The organism is Streptomyces sp. Root1310 (assembly GCF_001426425.1).
Lineage (GTDB): Bacteria > Actinomycetota > Actinomycetes > Streptomycetales > Streptomycetaceae > Streptomyces.
On the sequence record NZ_LMEQ01000035.1, the window covers coordinates 44,623 to 60,889 of the forward strand.

Here is a 16,267-nt window from a genome sequence, read left to right on the forward strand (position 1 = left end):
CCTAGGCGACGAAGGTGCGCGGCCCCTCGGCTCCGACCGTCCCCCCGCTCTCCACGATCCGGGCCGCGGCCGCCAGCCGGGCGGCCGCCTCCTCCGCCACCGCGCCTCCCACGGTGAACGGCAGCCGCACATAGCCCTCGAAGGCACCGTCCACGCCGAACCGCGGTCCGGACGGCACCCGCAGGCCCACCCGCTCCCCCGCCTCGGCTAGCCGGGACCCGGAGAGGCCCCCGGCCCGCACCCACAGCGTCAGCCCGCCCTTGGGCACCGCGAACTCCCATTCCGGAAGCTCCCGGCGCACCGCCGCGACCAGGTCGTCCCGGTTCTCCCGGGCCTGGAGGCGGCGCAGCTCGACGGCCTGCGCCCAGCCGCCGGTGCTGAACAGCCAGTTCACCGCCAGCTGCTCCAGCACCGGCGTACCCAGGTCGGCGTAGGCGCGCGCCGCGACGAGGCTGCGGATGACGTCCGGGGCCGCCCGCACCCAGCCGATGCGCATCCCGGCCCAGAAGGCCTTGCTCGCCGACCCCACCGTGATCACCGTCGACCCCGCGGGGTCGAAGCCGCACACGGGCCTGGGCATCTCGACATCGTCGTCGAGCCACAGTTCGCTCATCGTCTCGTCGGCGACCAGCACGGTCCCGGCGGAGCGGGCCGCCTCCACGAGCCGGCGCCGCTGGTCCTCGTCGGCGAGCGCGCCGGTCGGGTTGTGGAAGTCGGCGACGACATAAGCGATCCTCGGCGCGGCCTCGCGCAGCACCTGGCGCCAGCGGTCCATGTCCCACCCGGCGAGCCCCTCGGCCATCGCGACGGGCACCAGGCGCGCACCCGCCTCACGCATCAGCTGGAGGATGTTGGCGTAGGAGGGCGACTCGACGGCGATGCGCTCGCCGCGCCCGCCGAACAGATGGCAGATGGCGTCGATGGCGCCCATCGCGCCGGTGGTGACCATGATCTGCTCGGGCATCGTCGGGATCCCGCGCGCGGTGTACCGCTCGGCGATCATCGACCGCAGCGCGGGCAGGCCCGCCGGATAGTCACCGTGCGTGTGGGCGTACGGGGGCAGCTCCTCCAGCGCGCCCCGCACCGCCCGGGTGAGCCAGGGCTCGGGCGCGGGCAGCGCCGCGCAGCCCAGGTCGATGATCGAGCCGAGCGCCTCGGGCGGCAGGGGCTCCAGGCCGCGCGCCGGAACCGGGTTGCCGGCCGGGACCGCGGTCCAGCTGCCCGCGCCGCGCCGGGACTCCAGGAATCCCTCGGCGCGCAGCGCCTCGTAGGCGGCGGCGACGGTCGTCCGGCTCACGGACAGGGAGAGCGCCAGTTCGCGCTCCGCGGGCAGGCGCGCGGCGACGGGGACGCGGCCCTCCAGCACCAGCAGCCGGATGCCGTCCGCGAGCGCCCGGTAGGCCGGCGGCCGACGCGAACCGGGGCCGGCCGGACGGTCCTGCTGGGACTTGAGCAGCCGCGCGAGCTGCGCGGCCCCCACCGCCGAGGTCCACTGCGCCATGATTACCAGTCCACCTTCCCCGAATTGGCCATGGATGCCCTGTGCTTCCAAGCCACAGAGTGTCACGGGTCAGGCCACTACGACCACCAGGGGGACCCCTTGTCCGAGCCGCCCGAGCCGCCACCGCAGGAAACAGCCCCGCGGGACGGGCACGGCCACCTCGCCCGCCGGCTGATCCAGCTGTACGCCGGTCTCGCGCTCTACGGCGCCAGCTCCGCGCTCCTCGTGCGGGCGGGCCTCGGCCTCGAACCCTGGAACGTGCTGCACCAGGGTCTGTCCGAGCTCACCGGCCTGACCATCGGCGTCGTGTCCATCGTCGTCGGCGCGGCGGTACTGCTGCTGTGGATCCCGCTGCGCCAGCGCCCGGGCCTCGGCACGGTCTCCAACGTCTTCGTCGTCGGCCTCGCGATGGACGGCACGCTCGCGTACGTCCCCGAAGCGCACGGGCTCGCCGTCCAGGTGCCGCTGCTGCTGGCGGGGATCGTCCTGAACGGGGTGGCCACCGGCCTCTACATCGCCGCCAGCTTCGGCCCCGGCCCGCGCGACGGGCTGATGACGGGGCTGCACCGGCGTACCGGGCGTTCGATCCGGCTGATGCGCACGGCCGTGGAGGTGGCGGTCGTGGTAACCGGGTTCGCCCTCGGCGGCACCATCGGCGTCGGCACCGTGCTCTACGCGGTGACGATCGGTCCGCTCGCCCAGCTCTTCCTGCGGACGTTCGCCGTTCCCGCTGCACCGCGCGGCAGCACGGTCGTTGCCACCGGGACACCACAGGGAGCCATACTGCGTCCGTGACCAGCCTCATGACCCACCCGTATCTCGACCATCCGGGGCCCATCCCGTTCGCCCACCGCGGCGGGGCCGCGGACGGTCTGGAGAACACCACCGCGCAGTTCCGCCGCGCGGTCGAGGCGGGTTACCGCTATGTCGAGACCGATGTGCACGCCACACGGGACGGCAGGCTCGTCGCCTTCCACGACGCGACGCTGGACCGGATGACCGACGGCGCGGGCCGCATAGCGGACCTCCCCTGGTCGGACGTCCGGCACGCGCGCGTGGCGGGCAGGGAGCCGGTGCCGCTCTTCGAGGAACTCCTGGAGACCTTCCCCGAGGTGCGGTGGAACGTCGATCTCAAGGCGGAGCCCGCGCTGCACCCGCTGCTCAACCTGATCGCACGCACGGGCGCTTGGGACCGGGTCTGCGTCGGCTCGTTCTCGGAGGCGCGCGTGGTGCGGGCCCAGCGGCTGGCCGGGCCGCGCCTGGCGACCTCGTACGGCACCCGGGGCGTGCTCAACCTGCGGCTGCGGTCCTGGGGCCTGCCCGCGGCGCTGCGTCGCTCGGCGGTCGCCGCGCAGGTGCCCGAGAGCCAGTCGGGCATCCAGGTCGTGGACCGGCGCTTCCTGCGGACCGCCCACGCGCGCGGGCTGCAGGTGCACGTGTGGACGATCAACGATCCGGATCGGATGCACCGGCTCCTGGACCTCGGGGTCGATGGCATCATGACCGATCACATCGACACGTTGCGCGAGGTCATGGAAGACCGCGGCGTCTGGGTCTGACCTCGGGCCCGTCGCCCGCGCGCGACTGCGGCAGCGGGAAGCGAGGGCACGGGTGGACATCGACACCGTGCGGACGACGGCGTCCGACGAGGCCGCCCAACGGCGGCGCGAGCAGCGCGGCTGGTACTTCTACGACTGGGCGTGCTCCGTCTACTCGACGAGCGTGCTCACCGTGTTCCTCGGCCCATACCTGACATCGGTCGCCAAGCGGGCGGCGGACGCCGACGGGTACGTACATCCGCTGGGCATCCCGGTGCGGGCGGGTTCCTTCTTCGCCTACTCGGTGTCCCTGTCGGTGATCGTGGCCGTGCTGGTGATGCCCCTGGTGGGGGCGGCCGCCGACCGCAGCGGCCGCAAGAAGCCCCTGCTGGGCGCCGCCGCGTACGTGGGCGCCGCGGCCACGACCGGCATGTTCTTCCTGGGCGGCGACCGCTATCTGCTGGGGGGCGCCCTGCTGATCGTGGCGAACGCCGCCCAGTCGGTGGCGATGATGCTCTACAACTCCTATCTCCCGCAGATTGCCCCGCCCGAGGAACGCGACGCGGTCTCCTCCCGGGGGTGGGCCTTCGGCTATGCGGCGGGCTCCCTGGTCCTGGTCGTCAACCTGGTGCTCTACCTCGCCCACGACTCCTTCGGCGTCTCGGAGTCGACGGCGGTGCGGATCTGCCTGGCCTCGGCGGGCCTGTGGTGGGGCGGCTTCACCCTGATCCCGCTGCTGCGGCTGCGCGACCGGCCGGCCGCCGGCCGGGAGACGTCCGCTCGGCCGGATCCGACGGACCGGACGGACCGGACGACCCGCACGGCTCCCGGACTGCGTCAGCTCGCGGCGACGGTCCGCGACATGCGCCGCCACCCGCTGACCCTCTCCTTCCTCCTCGCGTACCTGATCTACAACGACGGCATCCAGACCGTGATCTCCCAGGCCTCGGTCTACGGCTCCGAGGAGCTGGGCCTCGGCCAGTCCACGCTGATCGGGGCCGTCCTGCTGGTGCAGGTGCTGGCGGTGGCGGGCGCGCTGGGCATGGGCCGGCTGGCCCGGACCTACGGCGCGAAGCGCACGATCCTCGGCTCACTCGCGGCCTGGACGCTCACCCTGGGCGCCGGCTACTTCCTCCCGGCCGGGGCGCCGGTCGGTTTCTTCCTGCTGGCGGCCGCGATCGGTCTGGTCCTCGGCGGCAGCCAGGCACTGTCCCGCTCCCTCTTCTCCCATCTGGTCCCGCCCGGCAAGGAGGCCGAGTACTTCTCGGCGTACGAGATGAGCGACCGCGGGATGAGCTGGCTCGGCCCGCTGCTCTTCGGGGTCACCTACCAGCTGACCGGGAGCTACCGGGACGCGATCATCTCGCTGGTGGTCTTCTTCGTCGTGGGCTTCCTGCTGCTCGCCCGGGTGCCGGTACGGCGGGCGATCGGCGACGCGGGGAACCCGGTGCCGGAGAAGATTTAGCGCTCAAGGCGAAAGGGCGGTAGTGTACGCGTTTGGCCTGCCAGGCGTACCGTTACTGCGCGTCAAAGATGCCGAAACACTGGGTGACATCTCCTTTCAGATGTGACAAACCGGGCGCCGGTGGGTACTGCACTGGTTGACAAGACCGCGGCTACGACGGCGACGCATGACCCGGAACGGGACTCCGAACGGGAATCTTTACCGCCGACCGGACGTTGACCGGATGACGACGACAGCGACACCTGTCCTGTGGGCGACAAGCCCGGGAGGCACGATTCATGAGTGAGCGAGCTCTTCGCGGCACGCGCCTCGTGGTGACCAGCTACGAGACGGACCGCGGCATCGACCTGGCCCCGCGCCAGGCCGTGGAGTACGCATGCGAGAAGGGGCACCGGTTTGAGATGCCCTTCTCGGTCGAGGCGGAGATTCCGCCGGAGTGGGAGTGCAAGGTCTGTGGAGCCCCTGCACTCCTCGTGGACGGCGACGGCCCTGAGGAGAAGAAGGCCAAGCCCGCGCGTACGCATTGGGACATGCTGATGGAGCGGAGGACCCGCGAGGAACTCGAAGAGGTCCTCGAGGAGCGGCTCGCCGTTCTGCGGTCCGGGGCGATGAACCTTGCGGTACATCCCCGCGACAGCCGTAAAAGCGCATAGCCCCAAGGGGCTGTGACCCGCTTCACAGCGCACGACAACGACCGCGGGCGCCGTACGTGACCTACGTACGGCGCCCGCGGTCGTCGTGCTGCCCTCGGTGATCCGCGGCGAGCTGTGCCCTGGGCGGCGATCTGCGCCCTCGGCGATCTGCGGCGATGCGATGGCGTGCCACCCGCCCGGGAGCGCGTGAGGACGACCGGCTTCCCGCTGTCACGCGGCCTGAGCGGCCCGGGGGCTGCCCCCCGGGCCGCTCAGGCCGCGCGTGACTCACCGGCCGATCAGATTCCGTGGCTCACCGCTCGTCCCTGATGACCTCGCCCTGCACCACCTTGCCGTCCGGGTGGTGGATGCGGGCCTGCTGGAAGGCGTCCCCCAGGGTGCCGGGCGTGCCCGAGGCCGCCCTCAGCTTGCGCTCCCCGTAACCGCCGACCGCCTTCTGGACCGGCGGGAGCAGCAGGAGCAGGCCGATCACGTCGGAGGCCAGCCCCGGGATCATCAGGAACAGGCCGCCGAGCATCATGAGGCCGTTGCCGCCGCTGCGGTCGGAGGAGGCCGTACCGCGCTGGAGCGCCTCGTTCAGGTTTCGGAAGGCCCGGCGGCCCGCCCGCTTGATGACCACGGCGCCCAGGACGAACCCGGCGGCCAGGAGCAGGAGGAACACCAGCCCGCTCGTCGCGCCCGCGACCACGGTGAGCAGCCAGATCTCCAGCACCAGCCAGGCGGCCAGCCCCAGCGGCAGAAACGTCCGCAGGCGGGAGCGGCGGGGCTGGGCCGGGGGGCGGGCGGGTGTCTGGTAGGCGGGGGTCGGAGAGCCAGTCGTCATGCTCCCAGTGTGCCCGGCGCAGGCTCAGAGCGGCATAAGGGGACGATCAGCCGTCGCTGTGAGACGTCGCGGGCGCCTGCGGACGCTCCGGACGGTCGGCTTTGCGGCCCGTGAGCTTGCCGACCCGCTCCCCCACACCCCAGGCCGTGACCCGCCACAGGGCCTCGACGAGGATGTCCCGGCTCATCTTGGAGTCGCCGTGCTCACGCTCGACGAAGGTGATGGGGACCTCGATGACGTGGTAGCCGGCCTTGACGGCCCGGCGGGCGAGGTCCACCTGGAAGCAGTACCCCTGGGAGGCGACCTGCTCCAGGCCGAGGCCCTCCAGGGTCTCGCGCCGGAAGGCGCGGTAGCCGCCGGTGATGTCACGCAGCGGGAGGTCGAGGGCGAGGCGGGAGTAGAGGCTGCCGCCGCGGGAGATGACCTCACGGGACTTGGGCCAGTTGACCACCCGGCCGCCCGGCACCCAGCGGGAGCCCAGAACCAGATCGGCGCTCTTGAGCGCGGTGAGCAGGCGGGGCAGTTCCTCGGGCTGGTGCGAGCCGTCGGCGTCCATCTCGATCAGCACGCCGTAGCCGTTCGCCAGGCCCCAGCGGAAGCCCGCGAGGTAGGCGGCGCCGAGGCCCTCCTTGCCCTTGCGGTGCAGGACCTGGACGTGGTCGTCGCCGACGGCCAGCTCGTCGGCGAGCTTGCCGGTGCCGTCGGGGCTGTTGTCGTCGGCCACGAGGACGTGGGCCTCGGGGACGGCCTCGCGCACCCGGCCGACGATGGTCTTGATGTTCTCCGCCTCGTTGTAGGTCGGGATGATCACCAAGGCCGTGCCGAGCGGACCGAACTGCCTCCCCCGGTCCTGTGCCGCGAGGGTCCCGTCGCCGTCGTTCACTACTGCCCCTTCAAGTCCGTACGCAGAGGACCACCATAGTGGCCGCCGCCTGCGGTGACGCGACAGGACGTACGAACGGTGGTGTCGAAGCGGCGAGAGCGGGGTAACAACGTACGTTTGGGCTTGTATGTACGCACCTGACCCGCAGGGGTGAGCACGGGCGGGGTGGCACGAGCGGGATGGGCACGGGCCCGGGTGAGCACGGGCCCGCTGCGGATGGGGGCCCGGCGCTCTTCGGGCCGGCCCGGGACCCGCTGGCTGCGGGTCGACCGAAAGCCGTTGTCTACTGAGCGCCCGGGCCCCATCCGGGTCACACCTCCCCGACCGGCCGGAACGTTCCCTCGCTGCGGCGCGGGCGCTGAGCCTGGCTGCCAGTGGCGGTGCGCCGGTACGGCTCACCGTCCCTGACCCAGCGGCGCCGCGGCGAGTGCGCGGGCGTTCCCCGGGCGGGGCGTCCGGTGGTGGACTCCGCCGAACCTACCGGCCCCCAGCCATCGGCTGTCAACAGCGGCTTGACCTGCGGATCTTTCGTCAATGCCCAGGTCAGCGCGGAGAAGACACCGGTCGTATGTCGGCAGGCGGACGGGTGATCTTCACCGGGCCGACCCGGGAGATCACTCGCTCGGCCGCAGGAACACCGTCCGGCCGCCCACCACCGTACGCAGGCACACCGGGAGTGCGGTGCCGGGGGTCAGGTCCGGCAGGCCCGGGGTGCCGGAGCGGGGGTCGGTGGACCAGCGGGCGACCCGGTCGTCGGGGGCCTGGACGACCAGTTCCTCGGTGCGCCAGACCGCGTAGTCGGCGGGGGCACCCGGGACCAGGACGCCCGCGTCGTCCCGGCCGACGGCACGCCAGCCGCCGCGCGTGTGGGCCGTGAACGCGGCGCGGGCGGACACCCGGTGCTCGGGGGTGCGGTGGAAGGCGGCGGCGCGGACCGTGCCCCAGGGGTCGAGGGGGGTGACCGGGCTGTCCGAGCCGAAGGCGAGCGGGACGCCCGCGCGCAGCAGGGCCGCGAAGGGGTTCAGGGTGCGGGCCCGCTCGACGCCCAGACGCTGGGCGTACATGCCCTCCTCGCCGCCCCACAGGGCGTCGAAGGCGGGCTGGACGGAGGCGGTGAGGCCGAGTTCGGCGAAGGCGGCGATCGTCTCGGGCGTGAGCATCTCGGCGTGCTCGACGCGGTGGCGGGCGGCGCGGATCCGGGCGAGGCCGACCTTCTCCGCGGCGGCGCGCACCCCCTCGACGACGGAGGTCACGGCGGCGTCGCCGATGGCGTGGAAACCCGCCTGGAGGCCGGCCTCGGTGCAGTCCGTCACGTGCGCGGCGACCGCGGCGGCGTCCAGGTAGCCGGTGCCGGTGTGGTCGGCGTCCGTGTAGGCGGCGTGCAGACAGGCGGTGTGGGAGCCGAGGGCGCCGTCGACGAACAGGTCTCCGGCGGCGCCGAGGGCGCCCAGCCGCCGGGCCTTCTCGACGTCCTGCTCGGCCCAGTAGCCGACGACCCGGGGGCCGGGCTCCTCGGCGGCCAGCCGCAGCAGGTCCGTGAAGTCGTCCTCGGAGGAGATCTCGGGTCCCCCGCACTCGTGGACCGAGCCGATACCGAGGGAGGCGGCGTGCGCGAGGGCGGCCCGCTGGGCCTCGGCGCGCTGGGCGGGCGTCACGGCTGCGAACGCGGCGGCGCGGACGGCGTGGTGGGCGTCGCGGGTGAGGGGCGCGCCGTCCGCGAAGCCGGGCGCGGTGCGGGCCCCGCGCGCCAGTTCCAGCAGGGCGGTGGTGACCACGGCGGAGTGGACGTCGATCCGGCTGAGGTAGAGCGGTCGGCCGCCGGTCGCCTCGTCCAGTTCCTCCCGCCGGGGCGGGCGGCCCTCCGGCCAGCGGGAGGCGTCCCAACCGTGCCCGAGCAGCACCTTGTCCCGCGGACGGGCCACCGCGAAGGCCCGCACGAGGGCGAGGGCGGCCGCCAGGGAGGGGGCGGCGGAGAGGTCGAGACCGGTGAGCGCGAGGCCGGTGGACGTGGCGTGCACATGGGCGTCGGTGAAGGCCGGGGTGACCAGGGCGCCGTCCAGGTCGACCACCTCGTCGACGCCGTCCGCGAAGGCGTCGGCGGCGCCCTCGGAGCCGACCCAGGCGACCTGGCCGCGTTCGACGACCATCGCGGTCGCGAACGGATCGGCGGGGCTGTGTACCTCTCCTCGGCGGAGCAGTACGGTCTTCGGCTCGGCGGTGCGCTCACTCATGGGGAACAGTCTCGCGCCTCACCCCGGCCGCTCGGGCACGGGGACCCCTCTGGTCCGCTCGGATCCCTCAGATGCGGGGCGGCCGGGCCTCGTACGGGGTGGAGAGCACGACCGTCGTGCGCGTCGAGACGCCGGCGAGCGCCCGGAGCCGCCCGAGCAGCTCCTCCAGCTCGTGCGGGGTGGCCACGCGCACCTTGAGGATGTAGTTCTCGTCACCGGCCACGCTGTGGCAGGCCTCGATCTCCGGTACGCCGGCCAGCCGCTCGGCGATGTCGTCGGGGGCGCTGGGGTCGAACGGTTTCACCGAGATGAAGGCGGTCAGGGGCAGCCCGATGGCCTCGGAGTCGACCACGGCCGCGTATCCGCGGATGACGCCGCGCTGTTCCAGCCGGCGCACCCGCTGGTGCACGGCCGAGGTGGACAGGCCCGTGGCCTTGCCCAGATCGGTGTAACTCATCCGCCCGTCCTTGACGAGCAGCTGCACGATTTGTCGGTCCAGCTCCTCCATGACGCAAGAACTTACCGTGCGTGCGATCTCCACGTATACCTATGCAGCCCAGGTCATAGCCGGTTCGTGATGTGGCCGGGAGCCGACGCGGCCGATGGGGGTCGTTCGGCGGCTCGACCGACCCTTGAGGCACCTGCAAGCGGCATGTGACGAATGCCACAGCACTCGCCAACTCTTCGTGATGTCCTCGTGATTACCGCCGAGACAGGGCGGGAAGTGCTTGCTGTGGTCGAGGCCGCAGTGCCTTCACGGCCCAGCCCGAGGGGGAGAATCCCATGCAGAGTCTTAAGCGCCCTGGTCGCACCGCGCCCAAGCGGCTCCAGTCCGTCGTCGAACCCGAGCCGGAGGGCGTCGAACCCGAGGCGGACTACTCCGACAGCTTCGACGGCGACGACGCCGATCACTTCGACGCGTACGACACCTTCGAGATGTACCGGGTGATCTGCCCTGACTGTGCGCAGCCCATCGCGCTGCTGGCGGACGAGGAGGTCCTGCCGGAGCACGCGCTGTGCGCCTCTCCGTGGAACCCCTTCGGGCTGACGGTCTGCGCCGGGACGGGCCGGGGCGCCTCCGAGGCCCGGCCCGCGGACGAGTCCGTGGAGCCCCAGGAGCAGGACACCGCGCTCCTGTTGACGCTCCCTCAGGGGCTGGACTGGCGCACCCAGCCCTTCTCGCACGTCGGCGGCCCGGGCTCGCGCCCGATGCGCGTTCCGGCGATGCGCCGCCTGGCCGCCTGAGCGCCGCTTCCGCGCTCGTCGCACCGGCTCGACTCCCGTAGCTGCCCCGCACCACGGCCGGCAGGTCGCCGTGGTGCGGGATCAGCGTGTCCGGAGCGTGCCCGGAGCGCGGCGGACCGGACGTCGGCCCGCCGCCCCCGTCCGCCGGCCCGGACCGAAGCCGGGCGTGGCGGCGGGCGTGGCACCGGCTCACCGCGCGCGTCCGGTGCGACCGGGGAGCCGGCATGCAGGAAGCCTGCGCGCGGGAAGCCTGCGCGGGCGAAATGCGCCTGGCGACGGAAGTCGCGTGGCGACGAACGGCAACGGGGCCATCCCGTAGGCCATGTGACGGTCCGCCAGATTCACCGGACCGACCGGACACGCGTCGCGCCGGAACCGGGGGCACTCCCCGAACTCACGCTCGACCGTGCCTGCCGGTGACCTGTCCGGCGGCTTCGCGTTGCCCTGGTATGACCCCCACCCAGTCAGTCGCGCCCGGGCGTCACCGCCAGCTCTTCGTCCCCGCGCGCCCGGAACCTGTCCGGGCAGAATCGGTTCCGCTGGCCCCTCCGCCCCCGCAGGACCCGCCCATCTACCGCGACCTCCTGCGCACCTGGGCCGACCGGGGCCGCACCCTGCCGGGGCGCCACGACCCCGAGTGGGTTCGGCTGGCGGCCCCGCAGGTGCGGCCGGGGCAGTTCAGCGGGTTTCCGGACCCAGCAGGTGACGGGCGATGACCATGCGCTGGATCTGGTTCGTGCCCTCGACGATCTGCAGGACCTTGGCCTCGCGCAGGTAGCGCTCCACGGGGAAGTCGGCGGTGTAGCCGTACCCGCCGAGGACCTGGACGGCGTCGGTGGTGACCTGCATGGCGGCGTCGGTGCAGTGGAGTTTGGCCATCGCCGCCTGCCGGCCGAACGGCCGTCCGGCGTCCCTCTGCCGCGCGGCCGCCAGGTACAGCGCCCGGCCCGCCTCGATCCGGGTCGCCATGTCGGCGAGCAGGAAGCGCAGCCCCTGGAAGTCGGCGATCGGGTGCCCGAACTGGCGTCGCTGCCTCGCCCAGCCGACGGCCTCGTCGAGGGCCGCCTGGGCGAGGCCGACCGCGCAGGCCGCGATGCCGAGCCGCCCCGAGTCCAGCGCGGCCAGGGCGATCACGAAGCCCTGGCCCTCGTCGCCGATCCGCCGGGCGTCGGGGATCCGCACCCCGTCGAGGTGCACCTGCGCGGTGGGCGACCCCTTCAGCCCCATCTTGCGCTCGGGGGCCGCGACGCTCAGTCCGGGGGCGTCGCCGGGCACCAGGAACGCGGTGATCCCCGACGCGCCCGCGCCGCCGGTCCTGGCCAGGACGGTGTAGAAGTCGGCGAGCCCGGCGTGGGTGATCCAGGCCTTCGTGCCGGTGATCACCCAGTCCCCGCCGCTCTCCCGCACGGCCCTGGTCCGCAGCGAGGCCGCGTCCGACCCGGAGGACGGCTCGGAGAGGCAGTACGCGCCGAGCTGCCCGCCGCCGAGCATGCCGGGCAGGTGCGCGGCCCGCTGCGCGTCCGTGCCGTGCGCGGCGAGGGCGTAGGAGGCCAGTGTGTGGACGCTGACGCCCAGCCCCACGGTGAGGCGGGCCGCAGCGAGCTCCTCGACGACCTGGAGGTACACCTCGTAGGGCTGGTCGCCGCCGCCGTGCGCGGAGTCGTACGGCAGACCGAGCAGCCCCGATACGGACAGCAGGGTGAACAGTTCGCGCGGGAAGATCCCGGCGTCCTCCTCCTCGGCGGCGGCCGGCACGATCTCGCGCCGGGCGATGTCACGCACCAGCGCCATGAGTTCCCGGGCCTCGGCCGTGGGCAGGGAGCGGTCCACCGGGGACGGGGCGCGGTCGGGCATGGCGGCTTCCTCCTCCCGGACTGACCAGCGGCTTCGCGCTGTGAGTATGCCCGCGGGACACCGCCGCCGCACGGGCGGACCGCCGGAGGGGCCGCGATACGGACGGTCGGCCGATTGGTCCGAACCATTGACCGAAGTGGTCTAGTCCTCCTACCGTTTCGCTCCAACGCTTCCCCGCGTTCATGCCAATCGGCGTGCGATCCCCTCTCTGTCCCTGCGAGGAGACACCCGATGCACACCCCGCTCCGCCCCCGCGCCCGGTTCCGGACGCTGCTGTCCGCCGTCTGCTGCGCCGCGCTCGGCGCCGCCCTGCTCGCCGGCGCGGGCACCGCCACCGCCGGCGAACCCCGTCCCGCCGAGGCCCGCGCGAACGGCTCCAAGGTCGTGGGCTACTTCACCGACTGGGGCATCTACGACCGCCGCTACTACGTCAAGAACATCGAGACGTCCGGCTCCGCGGACCGCCTCACCCACATCAACTACGCGTTCGGCAACGTCACCGACGGCAAGTGCGCCCTGGGTGACTCCTGGGCGGACACCGACCGGCCGTTCACCGCCGAGGAGTCCGTGGACGGCGTCGCCGACACGGCGGACCAGCCCCTCGGCGGCAACTTCAACCAGCTGCGCAAGCTCAAGAAGCTGCACCCGAGGCTCAAGGTCATCTGGTCGTTCGGCGGTTGGAGCTGGTCCGGCGGATTCGGCGAGGCGGCCAAGGACCCCGCGGCCTTCGCCAGGTCCTGCCACGACCTGGTCGAGAACTCACGGTGGGCGGACGTCTTCGACGGCATCGACATCGACTGGGAGTACCCGAACGCCTGCGGCCTGACCTGCGACACCAGCGGTCGCGAGGCCTTCCGGGACGTCATGAAGGCACTGCGCGCCACGTTCGGCAAGCGCGAACTGGTGACGGCGGCGATCACGGCGGACGCGACGAGCGGCGGCAGGATCGACGCGGCGGACTACGGGGGCGCCGCACGGTACGTCGACTGGTACAACCCGATGACGTACGACTACTTCGGCACCTGGGCGGCGACCGGCCCCACGGCACCGCATTCACCGCTGACCTCGTACCCGGGCATCCCGCAGCAGGGCTACGACACCGCGACCACGATCGCCAAGCTCAAGAGCCTGGGCATCCCGTCCCGGAAGCTGCTGCTCGGCATCGGCTTCTACGGCCGCGGCTGGACCGGCGTCACCCAGGCGAAGCCGGGCGGCACGGCCACCGGTCCCGCGGCGGGGACGTACGAGGCCGGCAACGAGGACTACAAGGTCCTCAAGGCCAAGTGCCCGGCGACCGGCACGGTCGGCGGCACCGCCTATGCCAAGTGCGGTGACGACTGGTGGAGTTACGACACCCCCGCGACCATCGGGACGAAGATGAAGTACAAGTCCCGGCAGGGGCTGGGCGGCACGTTCTTCTGGGAGCTGAGCGGGGACACGGCCGACGGTGAGCTGATCCACGCGATCAAATAGCCCGGTTCACGGGGCACTTGGGGCGGAGGACCACGAGCCTCCGCCCCCGGTGTGTCCACCGACAGTAAGTCCGCCAACGGTGGGTCCGCCCCCGGCACCCCCGCCCCCGGTGCGCCCGCCTCGCGTGCTCGCTTCGCGTGCCCGCCTCGTCCGACGACCCGCCCGACGCCTCGTGCGTCAGTCCTCGCGGCGGGCCGGCTTCGGCGCGGCGAAGGCGGGGTCGAGTTCCTCGATGGCGCGCAGGCAGCCGCCCAGGGTCTTCACCAGCAGGTCGCCCATGACCTCGCGGGAGAGTTCGGGGCGGGCGATCCACTCCAGGGTGGCGCCCTCGACGCTGCACACCCAGGCGAGCAGGCCCATGCGGGGCAGTGCCGGGATGTCGCTGCTGCCGTACGCGCCCTCGGCGATGGTCGCCACGATCGCCGCGCGCACCCCGTCCCGGATGGCGTGCACCTCGGTGTCGAAGCCGACGCCGCCGCTGACGATCGTGCGGTAGGCGGCCGTGTTGTGCTCGGCGTAGCGCAGATAGCTGTCGATGGTGCGGTGCACCCGGTCCACCTGGGGCAGTTCGAGACCGCTCGCCGCGAAGGTGACCAGATCGGCGACGGAGTCCTGGATGATCGCCAGGTAGTAGCCGCGCTTGGACTGGAAGTAGTAGTAGATCAGCCCCTTGGCGACATGCGCCTGCCGGGCGATGTCGTCCATCGAGAGCGCGTCGTAGGACGTGTCGGCGAACAACTTCCGCCCGATGGAGATGAGTTCGGCGCGGCGCGCCAGTGAGCGCTCGGTGCCGCGTGCCCGGGGACGGGCAGCTTCGCGCTGATCACTGATATTCAATTTCGACCCTGGTCTCGGGCGGTCGGCGGGACATCCGCAGTATGTCAGGTCAACCGTGCGTCAGGACACGCCCGTCACCGGAGTCCGGTCACGCCCGTCACAGCAGTCCGAGTTGGGTGACCAGCATCGCGACGACCGCCACGAGGACCCAGCCCATGAGGTGCTCGAGGATCTTCGGACCGTCGGTCCCGGGGCCGCCGGTGCGGGTGCGGGTGGCGGTGGCTGTCTGTGCGGTCATGGTGTCTCGCTGAGGTCGGCGTACAGATGGCCCCCCACCGGCTCCCCCACCGATCCGTCCACCTTGCCACCCGCCGGGGCTTTTGCGGCGGAGACCTTGCTCACACGGGGACCCCCACCTCCGTGAGGGCCCTGCACTGGCGGGCCGTCGGGCGCGCCGGGAAGTACAGGTAGCAGACGCCTCCGGTGCCGGACGTGACCTTGCCGCTCGCGTTGTACCGCTTGGTCCTGAGCCAGATGTTCTCGAACTCCCGCCGCCGGTAGACCCGCCGCACCGCCGTGTCGTCCGCCGAGAACGGGTCGTTGGCGATCACATCGCCCTCGGCCGTGAAGCCGATCACGGTCATCAGGTGCCCGGAGGTGCCGTACCCCGCGCCCGTGAGCTCCTCCTTGAGGAAGGACTGGGACGTTATGGCCGGGATGCCCGCCGCGATCAGCTTCTCCAGGTCGGTGAGCGAGCCGAGCCGGGTGACCACGCCCTGGAGATCCTTGAAGGTGGCCGCGTAGGCGGCGTTGAACGGCCAGTTGCCGCAGCCGGCGTACTGGTGGTCGTACGTGTGCCTGGCGGCGTGGCAGACCTGCGGGTCGGCGTAGGACGGGTCGACCCACGCCAGCTGCTCGGCGGTGAGCCGGCCGCCCCAGTACTCGACGATCATCTGCGAGGACGTGGGGCTGCACCAGGCCTCGCCGCCGCTGTCGTACTCGGGGTACTGGCCCAGGTGGATCTCCTGCGAGTAGCGCGGGACGGCCAGCTCCTGCGCGAGACCGGGCACGGAGGCCGGGACGGTGAACCGGTCCGGGACGTCGGACCCCATCGCGCCCAGCCGCCACACGGTCGGGGTGAGCTTGGTGCCGGGGCGGCGGTAGAGCGTGAGGCGGAGGCGGCAGGAGGCGAGACGCAGGCCGGTCGAGGCGTCGTCGATCGCGAAGGTGTCGGTCCAGACGGTGCTCCGGCCGTCGCTCTGGTCGTCGACCGAGGTGCGCTTGATGTCCTGGTCGCCGGAGGCCCAGCGGCCCATCACGTACCAGGGGGTGTCCGTGCCGTCGGAGTACGTGCCCTTCAGCTCGACCTGGAGCCAGGTGCCGGCCGGGGTGCTCGCGTTCCAGGAGGCGATCACCTCCGTAGCGGGGACGGCGAGCTTCTGGACCGGGGACGTCCAGGTCGCGTACTCCCAGGTGGCCGTGGTCTTGGTGTGCGGGTCGGTGTAGTCGACGGTGCCGAGCGGGGCGCCGACGGCCACGCCCGGGCGCGGGCCCGCCACGGCACGGGTGCCCTTGGCCGTGCCGGCGCGCCAGTCGGCGTACGTGGTCCAGGAGCGGTAGTCGACGGTCCGGGCCGGGGCCGACTCGGCGGCGCCGGTGTCCGCCGCGTCGGCGGCCGTGGCGGCCGGGGCCGAGCCCCCTGCCACCGCGGCGGCGACCGCGGCGGCGAGGACCGTTCTGCGGGACGGCTGTTCGGCTCTGCTCATGTGCGGAAGACCCCCAGGGTGTCTGCGCGACTGTGCGCCAACTATGGACGGAGCGGGC

The 16,267-nt window shown here is 72.6% G+C and carries 15 protein-coding genes; 6 read left to right on the forward strand and 9 right to left on the reverse strand.

The annotated features are described in order from the left end of the window. Position 1 precedes the first annotated feature (1 nt). The gene (locus ASD48_RS39950; RefSeq protein ID WP_057606839.1) at positions 2 to 1,501 is read right to left on the reverse strand and encodes a PLP-dependent aminotransferase family protein; all 1,500 of its coding nucleotides are present in this window, start codon (positions 1,499 to 1,501) and stop codon (positions 2 to 4) included. Between the two features lie 30 nt (positions 1,502 to 1,531). Here ASD48_RS39950 and ASD48_RS39955 point away from each other — a divergent pair, with 30 nt between their 5' ends. The 4 genes from ASD48_RS39955 (at position 1,532) to ASD48_RS39970 (ending at position 5,157) form a co-directional block, all read left to right on the forward strand. Further along, positions 1,532 to 2,296 carry a hypothetical protein gene (locus ASD48_RS39955; RefSeq protein ID WP_242432875.1) on the forward strand — a complete coding sequence of 255 codons (765 nt, stop codon included), beginning with the start codon at positions 1,532 to 1,534 and terminating at the stop codon, positions 2,294 to 2,296. Further along, on the forward strand, positions 2,293 to 3,060 hold the full coding sequence (locus tag ASD48_RS39960; RefSeq protein ID WP_057606841.1) for a glycerophosphodiester phosphodiesterase: 768 nt from the start codon (positions 2,293 to 2,295) through the stop codon (positions 3,058 to 3,060). Before ASD48_RS39955 ends, ASD48_RS39960 begins: the two co-directional genes overlap by 4 nt. Before the next feature lie 52 nt (positions 3,061 to 3,112). Next, on the forward strand, positions 3,113 to 4,504 hold the full coding sequence (locus ASD48_RS39965) for an MFS transporter (RefSeq protein WP_057606842.1): 1,392 nt from the start codon (positions 3,113 to 3,115) through the stop codon (positions 4,502 to 4,504). A gap of 278 nt (positions 4,505 to 4,782) precedes the next feature. After that, positions 4,783 to 5,157: an RNA polymerase-binding protein RbpA gene (locus ASD48_RS39970; RefSeq protein WP_020128921.1), complete on the forward strand. Its 375-nt coding sequence runs from the start codon at positions 4,783 to 4,785 to the stop codon at positions 5,155 to 5,157. A gap of 292 nt (positions 5,158 to 5,449) precedes the next feature. Here the strand turns inward: ASD48_RS39970 and fxsA are convergent, their stop codons facing one another. The 4 genes from fxsA to ASD48_RS39990 all read right to left on the reverse strand — a co-directional run bounded on the left by fxsA (position 5,450) and on the right by ASD48_RS39990 (position 9,602). After that, entirely contained in the window at positions 5,450 to 5,980 is a 531-nt protein-coding gene (gene fxsA, locus ASD48_RS39975; protein ID WP_057606843.1) for an FxsA family membrane protein, read from the reverse strand. Between the two features lie 46 nt (positions 5,981 to 6,026). Next, complete coding sequence (locus ASD48_RS39980; protein ID WP_057606844.1) at positions 6,027 to 6,863, reverse strand: polyprenol monophosphomannose synthase; 837 nt, start codon at positions 6,861 to 6,863, stop codon at positions 6,027 to 6,029. 614 nt (positions 6,864 to 7,477) lie between these two features. Continuing rightward, positions 7,478 to 9,094, reverse strand: coding sequence for an amidohydrolase (locus tag ASD48_RS39985; RefSeq protein ID WP_057606845.1), 1,617 nt, complete (start codon positions 9,092 to 9,094; stop codon positions 7,478 to 7,480). 67 nt (positions 9,095 to 9,161) lie between these two features. Then, positions 9,162 to 9,602, reverse strand: coding sequence for an Lrp/AsnC family transcriptional regulator (locus ASD48_RS39990; RefSeq protein ID WP_020128917.1), 441 nt, complete (start codon positions 9,600 to 9,602; stop codon positions 9,162 to 9,164). Between the two features lie 275 nt (positions 9,603 to 9,877). Here ASD48_RS39990 and ASD48_RS39995 point away from each other — a divergent pair, with 275 nt between their 5' ends. After that, positions 9,878 to 10,339 (forward strand): hypothetical protein, encoded by a 462-nt coding sequence (locus ASD48_RS39995; protein ID WP_057606846.1) that lies wholly within the window; start codon positions 9,878 to 9,880, stop codon positions 10,337 to 10,339. A 678-nt stretch (positions 10,340 to 11,017) separates the two neighbouring features. On the opposite strand, the gene ASD48_RS40000 is transcribed toward ASD48_RS39995, so the two are convergent. Beyond that, positions 11,018 to 12,193 (reverse strand): acyl-CoA dehydrogenase family protein, encoded by a 1,176-nt coding sequence (locus ASD48_RS40000; RefSeq protein ID WP_057606847.1) that lies wholly within the window; start codon positions 12,191 to 12,193, stop codon positions 11,018 to 11,020. Positions 12,194 to 12,424: 231 nt separating this feature from the next. Between ASD48_RS40000 and ASD48_RS40005 the strand changes: the two genes are divergently transcribed. Beyond that, the gene (locus ASD48_RS40005) at positions 12,425 to 13,666 is read left to right on the forward strand and encodes a glycoside hydrolase family 18 protein (protein WP_057606848.1); all 1,242 of its coding nucleotides are present in this window, start codon (positions 12,425 to 12,427) and stop codon (positions 13,664 to 13,666) included. Between the two features lie 177 nt (positions 13,667 to 13,843). Here the strand turns inward: ASD48_RS40005 and ASD48_RS40010 are convergent, their stop codons facing one another. The 3 genes from ASD48_RS40010 to ASD48_RS40015 all read right to left on the reverse strand — a co-directional run bounded on the left by ASD48_RS40010 (position 13,844) and on the right by ASD48_RS40015 (position 16,209). Continuing rightward, positions 13,844 to 14,503 (reverse strand): TetR/AcrR family transcriptional regulator, encoded by a 660-nt coding sequence (locus ASD48_RS40010; RefSeq protein ID WP_079074257.1) that lies wholly within the window; start codon positions 14,501 to 14,503, stop codon positions 13,844 to 13,846. 97 nt (positions 14,504 to 14,600) lie between these two features. After that, positions 14,601 to 14,741: an SCO1431 family membrane protein gene (locus ASD48_RS44035; protein WP_107104514.1), complete on the reverse strand. Its 141-nt coding sequence runs from the start codon at positions 14,739 to 14,741 to the stop codon at positions 14,601 to 14,603. 100 nt (positions 14,742 to 14,841) lie between these two features. Continuing rightward, positions 14,842 to 16,209: a peptidase C39 family protein gene (locus ASD48_RS40015; RefSeq protein ID WP_057606849.1), complete on the reverse strand. Its 1,368-nt coding sequence runs from the start codon at positions 16,207 to 16,209 to the stop codon at positions 14,842 to 14,844. Between the last annotated feature and the right edge of the window lie 58 nt (positions 16,210 to 16,267).